Genomic DNA, 11,679 nt, shown 5'->3' on the forward strand with positions numbered 1-11,679 from the left:
CCTGCCGGCGGAGCAGGTGGCGTTCCGCCCGCCATCGCCGAAGTTCCAGGAGATCCCGGAGGACTGGGCGGCCACGCCGGAGCCGGAGCCGATCCGCGGCAAGGCCCCGCCGCGGCCGATCCCGGCGGACTGGTCTGCCCCGCCGGKATCGGCCGCGGCGGGGCCTTGCCGCGGATCGGCTCCGGCTCCGGCGTGGCCGCCCAGTCCTCCGGGATCTCCTGGAACTTCGGCGATGGCGGGCGGAACGCCACCTGCTCCGCCGGCAGGTGGTCGGGCTCGGCCGGCCGCGCCCAGCGCTGGTCGGCCTCGCCGCCGGCCGGGAAGGCGAACGGGTCTTCCGGCCGGGCCTCCTCCGACCAGGACGGCAGCCGCCCGGCCGCGGGGGCGGCGCCCTTCGGCTCGATCCCGAACGGATAGGCCATGGGGTCGTCGACATCGATCGAATGGCTGGCCGACGGCGCCTCGGCGCCGGACATCCGCACCGCGAACTGGTAGTCGCCCATGGCGATCCGGTCGCCGTCCGACAGCGCCCGGCTGTTGGCGCGGCCCAGCGGCGCGTCGCTGCCGTTCACGAAGGTGCCGTTGGTCGACAGGTCGAACAGCACGTAGCTGCCGTCGACATAGTCGATGAAGCAGTGGCTCTTCGACAGGAAGCGCGACGGGTCGTCCAGCACCCAGTCGCAGTCGTCGCCGCGGCCGATGGTCAGGCCGCGATGGTCGAAGCTGCGGGATTCCCCGCTGCCGGAGATCAGGTCGAGAATGAGCTTCATGGCATGCGGGCCCACGCGGCGGTGCGGGGCGGGCCGCCCCTGACGATGCTAGGACACACGATATTGGAAGGCGCCCTGTGAGTCCAACGACACGCCCGCCTCCTCGATCGGCGCGCCCTCCGCCATCCGGGCCAGGAACAGGGCGGCCAGCTCGGGCAGGACGGTGCGCGACAGGATCTGCTCGATGGCGCGGGCGCCGCTCTCGCTCTCGGTCGCCCGGGCGCACAGCCCCTGGACCAGCGCGTCGTCATAGACGAAGCGCGCGCCGTAGGACTCCTCGACCCGCTTGCGGATCCGCTCCAGTTGCAGCCGGGCGATGCTGCGCAGCGTCTCGTCGCCCAGCGGCAGGTAGGGGATGACCGAGATGCGGCCGAGGAAGGCCGGCTTGAAGGTCTTCAGCAGCTCCGGCCGCAGCGCCGCGGCCAGGCCGGCGGCGTCGGGCGCCGTGTCCGGATCGGCGTACAGCTTGGCGATCAGGTCGGTGCCGGCATTCGACGTCATGATCACGACAGTGTTCTTGAAGTCGATGTCGCGGCCTTCGCCGTCGCGCAGCATGCCCTTGTCGAACACCTGGTAGAACACGTCCTGGACGCCGGGATGCGCCTTCTCCAACTCGTCCAGCAGCACCACCGAATAGGGCCGGCGCCGCACCGCCTCGGTCAGCACGCCGCCCTCGCCATAGCCGACATAGCCGGGCGGGGAGCCGAGCAGCAGCGAGACCTTATGCTCCTCCTTGAACTCCGACATGTTGATCACGGTCAGGTTCTGCTCGCCGCCGTAGAGCAGGTCGGCCAGGGCCAGCGCCGTCTCGGTCTTGCCGACGCCGGAGGAGCCGACGAACATGAACACGCCGATCGGCTTGCGCGGGTCGGTCAGCTTGGCGCGGGAGGTGCGGATCGCCTGGGCCACCGCGCCCAAGGCGTGGTCCTGGCCCACCACCCGCTCGCGCAGGCTGTCCTCCAGGGTCAGCACCGCGCGGATCTCGTTCGACACCATGCGGCCGACCGGGATGCCGGTCCAGTTGGCCACCACCTCGGCGATCGCCTGGGCGTCGACCTCGACCGGGATCAGCGGCGCCTCGCCCTGCAGCGCCGTGAGGGCGGCGCGGGCCTCGCCATACTCCGCCCGCCAGGCGGCGATCTCGGCCGGGTCGGCGGGCGCGGCCGGCGGGGCGTCGGCGGCCGGCTTCTCCTTGGCGCCGGCGGCAGGCGGCAGGCCCTCGGCCGCCTCGATCCGCGCGCGCAGGTCGCGAATCCGGTCGACCAGCCCCGATTCCTCCTGCCAGCGGTCGCGCAGCGTGGCCAGCGTCGCCTCGGTGTCGGCCCGCCGCTGCTGCAGCGCCGCGATCTCCTCGCCCCGGGTCTCGTCGGTCGCCTGCTCGCGGGTCAGGATCGCGATCTCGGCATCCAGCCGGTCGATCTCGCGCTGGCTCGCCTCAACCGCCGCCGGGGTGGCGGCCTGGGCCATGGCCACGCGGGCACAGGCGGTGTCGAGCAGGCTGACCGACTTGTCCGGCAGCTGCCGGGCCGGGATGTAGCGGTGCGACAGCCGCACGCTCTCCTGCACCGCCTCGTCGAGGATGCGGACGCGGTGATGCGACTCCAGCATTGGCACCATACCCCGCATCATGCCGATCGCCGCCGCCTCGCCCGGCTCCTCCACCTTCACGACCTGGAAGCGGCGGGTCAGGGCGGCGTCCTTCTCGAAATACTTCTTGTACTCGGCCCAGGTGGTGGCGGCGATGGTGCGCAGCTCGCCGCGTGCCAGGGCCGGCTTCAGCAGGTTGGCCGCGTCGCCCTGGCCGGCCTGGCCGCCGGCGCCGATCAGGGTGTGCGCCTCGTCGATGAACAGGATGATCGGCGTCGGGCTGGCATTGACCTCCTCGATCACCGATTTCAGCCGGTTCTCGAACTCGCCCTTCACCCCGGCGCCGGCCTGCAGCAGGCCGAGGTCGAGGGTGCGCAGCGCCACGCCACGCAGCGGCTCGGGCACGTCGCCGGCGGCGATGCGCAGGGCGAAGCCCTCGACCACCGCCGTCTTGCCCACCCCGGCCTCGCCGGTCAGGATCGGGTTGTTCTGGCGCCGCCGGGTCAGGATGTCGATCACCTGCCGGATCTCGGTGTCGCGGCCCAGCACCGGGTCGATCTTCCCGGCCTTGGCCCGCCCAGTCAGGTCGATGGTGTAGCGGTCCAGCGCCTCGGTCCGGCCGCCGGGGCCGGCACCGGGGGCGGCCGGGGCTCCACCTTCGGCCGTCGCGGCGGGGCGGGTCGCGGCCTCCCGGCCCTCGGCGGTGGCGCCGGTGATCCGCGGCAGCTCGCGGCGCAGCACGTCGGGCGGGACGCGGCTCAGCAGGGCGGAGGCGGAGCGGGCGTGCTGGCCCAGCGTCTCATCCGCCAGCAGGGCCACCAGCAGATGGCCGGACCGGATCCGCTCCTCGCCATATTCCAGCGTCGCCAGCAGCCAGGCCTCGCGCCCCAGCGACACCAGCGACGGCGACAGCGCCGGCGGGTGGGTGTTGCCGGTCTTCAGCCGATCCAGCGCCCGGTTCAGCTCGGCCGTCACCCGGCCGGGGTCGATCTCGAAATGGCGCAGGCAGGCGACCATGTCGCCCTGGTCGTCCTCGAGCAGCTTGATCAGCCAGTGCTCGATCTCGACATTGAACTGCGACCGCGACAGGGTCAGGCCGGCAGCCCCCTCCAGCGCCCGGCGGCAGGGGGTGTTCAGCTTTCCGACAAGGGATTTCAGATCAATGGCTGCCATGGCTCTGTCTCGTCAATGCGGGGCGGGTCAGGCGGGATCGAATTCGAAGACGGCGTCGGCCAGGTCGGCGGCCGGGGTGCGCGACACCGCCCAGCTGGTCCAGCCCAGCCGGGTGGCGGCGGTGCCAAGCCGCGGCTCCGGCACGTCGGTGCGGTCCAGCACCACGCGCAGGTTGAAGCTGAGGCCGGGACCGACATAGAGGCGGGTCAACTCCACCAGCCGCCGCACATCCTCCGACCCCGGGATCAAGGTCTGGAAGCGGGCCCAGGACACCGGGCCGACGCGGACCTGGAACTTGCCTTGCACGTCCCAGACCCGCTCGCCGACCACGGCGTCGACGCCGAGCTGGCAGAAGGCGCCCTCCGGCGCCGCGGCGGACGGCGTGCGGGTCTGCTCCTCGGCCGGCAGGGGCAGCCAACTGCCCTCGAATTGCGTCACCGACACCGGCAGGCCGAGATAGTCGGCCAGCATCGCCTCCAGCGCGGCGGCGGAGCGCGGCCAGCGCGCGAAATGGCCGGCATAGTGGACGACCGCCTCGTCCTCGACCGCCAGCCGCCGCCGCAGATGCGGCGTGCCCAGCCCGACCAGGGCCAGCAGTGCGCCTGACACATCGTCCTCGGCGCCGCCCGACCGCTCATAGGCGACCGGCAGCCGGTACTTGGCCCAGGCCCGGTAGAAGAAGGAGGCGAGGCGGTGGTGGAACAGGTCCAGGAAGGTCTTCATCGCCGGCCGCTTCATGCGGATGGCGCGGTTGACCTCGGCGGTGATGTGGCTGGGCAGGACGCCGGACGGGCCGACCAGGCCGAACAGCGTCAGCGCCAGGCGGGGCGGGGCCTCGCCCTCGGGCGGCTCGTACCCCGCGACCGAACCGGCCGGGAAGGCCAGGGCGGTGCTGCCGGTCAGGCGCACGGCCTCCTTGGCGGGGTCGAGATCCTCGCCGACCGGCCGGCCCCGGCCGTCCGGCCCCGGATCGGCCTTGCGGGCCGCGGCCTCCAGCAGCCGGATGGCCTGGAAGGCCTCGACCGCGGTCGGGCGCCGCTCCAGCGGGCCGGTCACAGCAGCACCGTCTCGCCGGCGCGGGCCGGCCAGCGCTTCAGCGGCTGCGGCCGGCCGCGGACGGTGGCGGTGAGCCGCGAGAAGGAATTGACGCTGCAATAGAGGCCGAGGAACCGCTCCAGCACCGAGGCGAAGAGGTAGAGGCCGGCGGCGGCGAAGCGCTCACCATCGAACTCGACCGTGACGTCGACGCCGCGGGCGAAGCCGCCCAGCGCGTCGCCGGGGATGCGGGCGGAGCCGCGGCGGCTCGACACCTTCAGCAGGCTGTCGATGATCGCCTGCGTCTCCGGCGCGCCGCGGAAATCGTACAGCTTCAGGACCTCGCGCAGCGCGTCCAGCCCCCCCGCATCGTCGGTCAGCGACAGGTGGTTGAGCGCGAGATGCGAGATCAGCCGCCAGCGGCCGTGCTTGCCCAGCGCCGGGCGCAGCGTCGGCGTCGGCGGCGTCAGGCTCTGCACCCGCCGCACCGCCGCCGGCGCCTCGACCGGGGTCAGGCGCGGATGGCCGCCGCCGAAGGGCAGGCGGCTGGGCAGGTCGCGGTTCAGGCACAGGATCTCGGTCGACAGGGTCATGCCGGCCGGCGCGGCCGGGTCGAAGGCCTCGTCGACCAGCGACAGGAACACCTCGGTGCCGGGGTCGCCGGGGCGCCCCGGCCGCCGGTCGGCATGCCAGTAGGCCCGGCGGCCGCCCGGCCGCATGGCGTAGAACGGCTCGAAGCGGGTCGACTGTCCCTGGGCGTCCGACCCCTCGACCCCGGCGACGGAATAGACCTCGGTGGCCATCGGCCGCCGCGAATCCGGCACCACCCGGTAGTCGGTCGTCGCCTGGTTGACGGCGATCGGCTCGGCCCGCAGCGGGAACAGGTTGACCATCGGGCTGCAGCCGATGGCCAGGGATTCGACGCCGATGCTGCGCTCCAGATCGGCCGAGGTCCGGTTCAGGTAGAGGAAGATCTCCAGCCGTTTGCCGGACTGCATCAGCGTCTTGGCTTCGATCCCCTCGAGGTCGAAGAACAGGAACTTCTCCGGGAAGGCGAAATACTCGGTGATCAGCCGATAGCCGAGATGGGAGCGGGCGGGGTAGGGCAGCAGCCCCTCATCGGCGGCGAAGCCGACCGGCTTGATCGACCGCGGCGGCAGGATCACCGGATGCGGGTCGGTCGGCCCCTCGGCCAGCGCCACCGAGACGCAGTTGTTGTGGATCAGCTCGTACAGCGGCAGGGCCTGCTGCGTCGGCCCCGACAGATAGAATCGCAGCCGGTCGAGGCCGAGCGAGGAGAAGGTGACCGAATCGCCGAGGCATTTCAGCCCGATGCGCAGGATCGCGGTGGTGCCGGCGGCGCGCGGATTGGGCGGCGCCGCCATCGGCCTGGCGCCGAAGGCCACGGTGTCCAGCGCGATCGGCCACAGCGTCACCGGATAGGCGGTGCGGAACAGGCAGGTGTCGCCCGCCACCGTCTCGGTGTTCACCTCGAACCCGGCCGGCAGCTGGTACGACGCGGTCAGGTCCGGGGCGCAATCGAAGCGCGCGATCGTCATCGACGGGATCGGCGACAGGTAGTGCGGGTACAGGATGCCGATCAGGGCGTCCGTCAGCTCGGGGAAATCGTCATCCAGCTTGGTGCGGACGCGGGCGTTGAGATAGGCGAAGGCCTCGATCAGCCGGGCGACGAAGGGATCGTCGGTCGCCTCGCCGCTCAGCCGCAGCCGGCCGGCGATGGTCGGGTGCGCGGCGGCGAACTCGCCGGCCAGGCGGCGGATATAGGTCAGCTCGCGCTGATAATGGGCGAGAAGCTCTTCAGCCATGGCCGCGCGTCGTCACCGAAAAGCTGCGGTTGACCGGCTCCAGCACCGAATCGAAGGTCATCGGCTCCGGCGTCGGGTCGGCATGCATCAGCGCGTCGACGCGCAGCCGCAGGGTGCGGTCCAGCCCCTCGGCATTCTCCAGCAGCCGGACGCTGACGCTGCGGAAGCGCGGCTCGAAGCGGCGGATCGTCTGCTCGATCACGGCGCGGAACCGCTCGCGGTCCTCGGTCGAGGTCATCGGCATGGCGGTGAAGTCCGGGATGCCGTAGCCGGGCAGGGCCGAGGCCAGCTCGGTCCAGGCCGGCTGCCAGCCCAGCGGCCGGGCCCGGGTGTTCAGCAGGTTCTCCAGGTCGCGGCGGACGCCGTTGCGGATCTCGGCCAGCGACTGCGTGGTGCGGCGGACGCCGCTGCGCATGGCGGGCTCGGCCTCGTCGGCCAGCAGCCGGTCGAGCAGCGAGAGCAGGAGGGCGGTGTCGTCCCTGGCCATGGCCGGCGCCGGGCTCAGGCCGCCGGCCGGGCCGCGAAGTGCCGCGCCTGCAGGATCGGCACGGCGGTCTCCCCGGCCAGCCAGCAGCGTTGCCCGACCCCGCGCGCGGGCGACCCGTCGCCGCCCAGCCATTCGGTGACGCGGCCCAGCCGCGCCGCATCCTCGGTGCCGCCCGCCGCGGCCGCGGCGTAGACCACGGGCAGGTACACGTCGCCGTCCGGCCCGTCGGCCACGCTCATCGTCACCCGGCGCCACAGCAGGTCGCGGCTGCGCTGCGGGGCGTGGAACTCGGCGGCCAGCACGCGTTCGGCCGGCACCCAGTAGTATTTGCCGGTGCTGGTCAGCACCTCGAACACCGGGGCGACCATGTCGTCGACGTCGCGGAAGTCATCGAAATCGGTGTCGTCGATCCGGCCGGGGCAGGGTGGGCGGGCCGCCTCCGCTTCCGCCGCCAGCCGGGCCGCCTCGTCCTCCCGGCCCTCGCGCAGCGCGACCCCGGCCGCCAGCAGCGCTTGCAGATGCGCCTCGGGCGGGCTCAGGAACTCGGGCACCCGGCCGGCGCTGAAATACTCCGCCCGGGCCTGCGCCGCGCGCACCAGCTGGCGGAACAGCGCGAGGCCGAGGGCCGCGCCCGGGTCCTGGTCGCCGATCACGTCGAGCTGCCGGTCGGCGCGCTCGAACTCGCCGGTGAAGCACATCAGCTCGGCCAGGAAGACGCGCTTGCCGGTGTCGCCCGGATGGGCCTTCACCTCGGCCTGGGCCGCGGCCACGGCGTCGGCCAGCCGGCCGGCCTGGAAATGGGCGGTCGCGTCGCTCATCGCAGCATCCTCGATCGGGGCCCGGGCATCACGCGGCCCGGGCGCCAGGGGCGTTCAGTTCGGTGACCAGGCGGAAGCTCGACGCCACCTGGTCCAGCTGGAAATGCGGCCGCAGATGGATCGTGCAGCTGTACAGGCCGGGGCGGCCCGGCAGCTCGCGCACCGCGACATCGACCTCGCGCAGCGGGAACCGGGCGCGCTGCTCGTTGCTGGCGCTGTCGCTGGAGATCGAATACTCGAGCAGCCAGCGGCGCAGGAACTCCTGGCAGTCCTCGGCGGTCTGGAAGGCGCCCACGCGGTCGCGGCCGATGATCTTGACGTAATGCGCGAAGCGGCTGATGCAGAAGACATATTGCAGCATCGCCGACAGCCCGGCATTGGCGGTGGCGGCCTGCGTGTCGTAGCTCTTGGGCCGTTGCAGCGAGGCATTGCCGTGGAACACGGCATGGGTCGTGTCGCGGGCCCGGCACAGGGCGATCAGGCCGAGATCGGACAGGTCCTTCTCGATGGCGTCGGTCAGCTCCACATCCGTGCCGAACCGCAGGCCGATTCCGGGCCGGTCGGTGCCGAAGGACAGCTGCGGCAGGTCCATCACCAGCCCGCCCGTGCCGCCCAGCGCCGAGGCGCCGCGGATCTCGGCGAACCAGCCGAAGCTGTCGAAGGCGCGGATCAGCGTGCCGGCGAAGGCGAAGCTGGCCGGGCCCCAGCAATAGCCCGACAGGTCGGGCGCCGACACGTCCTCGCGATAGCGGAAACCGTCGGTGCGGCTGCCGTCGTCGGGCCAGGGCGGGCGCATCAGCACGCGCGGCGCGGTCAGCCCCAGGAAGCGCGCATCGTCGAGGTCGCGCAGCGCCCGCCAGCGGTCGAAGGCGGGGCCGGAGACGCCGCGGGTGACGTCGATCGGCAGGCCCAGCTCGGCGAAGCTCTCCAGCCCCAGCAGGGTCGGGTGGGCGCCGGCGACGAAGGGGGCGAAGGCGGCGGCGGAGACCTGGGCCATGCCCTTCAGCCCGGACACGTCGTCGGTCGCCCGGTCGGCGCCGGGGACATGGCTCAGCTCATAGGCCCCGACCAGCACGCCGAACGGCTCGCCGCCCGGCATGCCGAACTCCTGCTCATAGACCTTCTGGAACAGGTGGCCCTGGTCGAACTCGATCGCCCGCTGGAAGTCGCGGCAGACCTCGGGCCAGGACACGTCGAGGATGCGCACCTTGGTCTGGTCCGACTGGCCGGCGATGCGGACCAGATAGGCGATGCCGCGCCAGCCGGCCTCCAGGCGCTGCAACTGCGGACGGTGCAGGATCGCGTCGACCTGGGCGGACAGCAGCGCATCCAGCCAGGCGATGTCCCGGTCCAGCGCCGCCAGCAGGGCGCGCCGGTCCTGCAGCAGCTGCGCCGCCCGGCCACGCCCGAACCACAGCGACAGGGCCTGCGCCGTGCGGGTCTCGGCCAGGAAGACGCGCTTGCCGGTGTCGCCCGGATGGGCCTTCACCTCGGCCTGGGCCGCGGCCACGGCGTCGGNCCAGGACGGCGACGACCGCCCCGGCGCCGCCGGCGGCCTCTCGGCCGCCGCCCGCCAGGATCCGGTCGACCAGCTGCGGGCCCAGCGGCGCCGGCCCAGGCGCGGCCGGCCGCGCCGGATCCGCCGCGGGCATGGCCGCCTGGGCCTTCGGATCAGGAATTGCCGCCGACATTGGGGATGCGCGCGACCATGCGCAGGGATGTCGTCAGCTCTTCCATCTGCAGCCACGGCCGCAGCCAGGCCACCGCGTTGTAGGCGCCCGGCGAGCCGGGGATCTCCTTGACCGAGATCTTGGCCTCCGCCAGCGGATACTGGGCCTTCATCTCCTGCCCGGCATCCTTGTTGCTGTTCACGTAGTTCATGATCCAGCGGTTCAGCCAGGCCTCGCAGTCCGATGCCTCGAGGAAGGAGCCGACCTTGTCGCGCGCCATCACCTTCAGGTAATGGGCGAAGCGCGACGTCGCCATCATGTAGGGCAGGCGGGCCGAGATGGCGGCGTTCGCCGTCGCCTCCGGCCGATCGTACTTCTTCGGCTTCTGCGTGGTCTGCGCCCCGAAGAACACGGCGTAGTCGGTGTTCTTGTAGTGGCACAGCGGCAGGAAGCCCAGCCGCGACAACTCGGCCTCGCGGCGGTCGGTGATGCCGATCTCGGTCGGGCATTTGTGGTCCGGGTCGCCGTCGTCGCTGACGAAGGTGTGGAACGGCAGGTTCTCGACCTTGCCGCCGCCCTCGGCGCCCCGGATCGCGGTGCACCAGCCATACTGGGCGAAGGCGTCGGTCAGCCGCGCGCCCATCACATAGGCGGCGTTCATCCAGCAGTAATTGTCATGGATCATGGCCCGCGCCGAGCCGCTGGCGTCGGCCGGCGCCTCCTCATAGCCGAACTCCTCGATCCGGCGGGTGTTGGCGCCGTAGGGCAGGCGGGCCAGGGCGCGCGGCATCGTCAGGGTGACGAAGCGGCTGTCCTCGCTGTCCCGGAAGCTGCGCCACTTGGCGTATTCCTGGGACTCGAAGATCTTCTCCAGGTCGCGCGGCCGCGACAGCTCGGTGTAGTCGTTGAAGCCGAACAGCTGCGGGCCCGCGGCCGAGATGAAGGGCGCGAAGGCCGCCGCCGACACCTGGCTCATATGCTGCAGCAGCTCGACATCCTCGGGGTGGTTGGTGAACTCGTAATCCCCGATCAGCGCGCCGTAGGGCTCGCCGCCCGGCGTGCCGAACTCGCTCTCGTAGATCTTCTTGAAGATCTGGCTCTGGTCGAACTCGACCGCCTTGCTGACGTCGCGGTACAGGTCGCGCTTGGAGACGTTGATGACGCGGATCTTGAGCTGCGCGCTGGTCTCGCTGCTCTGCACCAGGTGGTGCAGGCCGCGCCAGGATCCCTCGAGCTTGCGGAACTTGTCGGTGTGCATGATCGCGGCCAGCTGGCGCGACATCTGCTCGTCGATCGCGGCGATCGCCCGGTTCAGCGTGACCGTCAGGTTGCGGTCATAGGTGACCGTGCCCTTCAGCGCCTCTTCCGTCAGCGTGCGCAGCAGCTCCTGCGCCCGCTCGGGCTCGGTCTGCTTGGTGGCGCCGATCGCCTGGTCCAGCAGGCTGAACTCGGCCGTCTCGGTGGCCTGGGCGGCGCCCTGGGCCTGCGGGGTGGGTTCCACGGCCATCGCCTTACTCCTTCGTCTCGTCGCCGCCCGCGGCCGGCTTGTCGGCCTTGTCCAGCGCATTGGACAGCTGCGACAGCTGCTCCTTGTTCTGCAGCACCTTTTCCAGCAGGGCTTCCAGGTCCTCGGACCGGTCGACCTTGGACATCAGATCGCGCAGCCGGTTGCGCGTCTCCATCAGCTTGCGCAGCGGCTCGACCTGGGCGACCACCGCCGCCGGCTCGAAATCGTCCAGCGACTTGAACGCCAGGTTGACCGCGAATTCGCTGCCGTCGCCCTTCAGCGTGTTCTCCACCCGCATGTTCAGGCCCGGGGCGATGCGCGCCATGACGTCGTCGAAATTGTCCCGGTCGATCTGCACGAACTTCCGGTCGCGCAGCGGCGCCAGGGGCTGGGTCGGGTCCCCCGAGAAATCTCCCATCACGCCGACGACGAAGGGCAGTTCCTTCTCGACGACCGCGCCCTCGGTCTCCACCTGGTAGGTGATGTGGACGCGAGGCTTGCGGACGCGCTGAAGCTTGTCATGAATGCTGGACATCATCGTCTCGCCTGGCTCAGGGGGTTGGGGGAAGGGCGCTGATCCACGGTCACTCTCCGCTGCGCGGCTTGACGCCGGCGGTGATCAGGAAGTCGCCGCGCGCGGTCTCGTCGCGCAGCAGCTCCTCCAGAAGCTCCGGCAGCGACAGCCGTGCGCGCCGCACGGCCTCCGTCAGGGTGTAGGAGATCACGGCCTGCGGCTCGGCCTGACGGAACCAGGCCGCGGCCAGTTCAACGAGGCGGAACGCATCCTCGCGGGTGCGGATCTCGCC

The 11,679-nt window shown here is 71.7% G+C and carries 9 protein-coding genes and 1 pseudogene; all 10 read right to left on the bottom strand.

The genetic code is table 11. The features are described 5' to 3' along the window. A partial coding sequence (locus tag BWR60_RS33585) for a type VI secretion system-associated FHA domain protein (RefSeq protein WP_144445851.1) occupies positions 1 to 770 on the bottom strand: 770 nt, incomplete at its 3' end. Positions 771 to 818: 48 nt separating this feature from the next. After that, entirely contained in the window at positions 819 to 3,530 is a 2,712-nt protein-coding gene (gene tssH / locus BWR60_RS33590) for a type VI secretion system ATPase TssH (protein ID WP_088157277.1), read from the bottom strand. Positions 3,531 to 3,557: 27 nt separating this feature from the next. Continuing rightward, a complete protein-coding gene (gene tssG, locus BWR60_RS33595) occupies positions 3,558 to 4,586 on the bottom strand; it encodes a type VI secretion system baseplate subunit TssG (protein ID WP_179222059.1) in 1,029 nt (342 codons plus the stop codon). Further along, positions 4,583 to 6,391, bottom strand: a complete 1,809-nt coding sequence (gene tssF, locus BWR60_RS33600) for a type VI secretion system baseplate subunit TssF (RefSeq protein ID WP_088157281.1) — start codon at positions 6,389 to 6,391, stop codon at positions 4,583 to 4,585. The genes tssG and tssF overlap by 4 nt, the downstream gene beginning before the upstream one ends. Continuing rightward, positions 6,384 to 6,878, bottom strand: coding sequence for a type VI secretion system baseplate subunit TssE (tssE, locus tag BWR60_RS33605; RefSeq protein ID WP_088157283.1), 495 nt, complete (start codon positions 6,876 to 6,878; stop codon positions 6,384 to 6,386). Before tssE ends, tssF begins: the two co-directional genes overlap by 8 nt. Positions 6,879 to 6,892: 14 nt before the next feature. After that, complete coding sequence (locus tag BWR60_RS33610) at positions 6,893 to 7,696, bottom strand: type VI secretion system accessory protein TagJ (protein ID WP_088157285.1); 804 nt, start codon at positions 7,694 to 7,696, stop codon at positions 6,893 to 6,895. 28 nt (positions 7,697 to 7,724) lie between these two features. Next, on the bottom strand, positions 7,725 to 9,206 hold the full coding sequence (tssC, locus tag BWR60_RS33615; RefSeq protein WP_230983264.1) for a type VI secretion system contractile sheath large subunit: 1,482 nt from the start codon (positions 9,204 to 9,206) through the stop codon (positions 7,725 to 7,727). A 161-nt stretch (positions 9,207 to 9,367) separates the two neighbouring features. Beyond that, complete coding sequence (gene tssC, locus BWR60_RS33620) at positions 9,368 to 10,873, bottom strand: type VI secretion system contractile sheath large subunit (RefSeq protein WP_088157287.1); 1,506 nt, start codon at positions 10,871 to 10,873, stop codon at positions 9,368 to 9,370. Between the two features lie 4 nt (positions 10,874 to 10,877). Next, positions 10,878 to 11,408, bottom strand: coding sequence for a type VI secretion system contractile sheath small subunit (gene tssB, locus BWR60_RS33625; protein ID WP_034848252.1), 531 nt, complete (start codon positions 11,406 to 11,408; stop codon positions 10,878 to 10,880). Positions 11,409 to 11,457: 49 nt separating this feature from the next. Beyond that, positions 11,458 to 11,679, bottom strand: a pseudogene (locus BWR60_RS37425) (type VI secretion system protein TssA); the annotation flags it as partial.

The organism is Inquilinus limosus (genome assembly GCF_002195995.1).
GTDB lineage: Bacteria > Pseudomonadota > Alphaproteobacteria > DSM-16000 > Inquilinaceae > Inquilinus > Inquilinus limosus_C.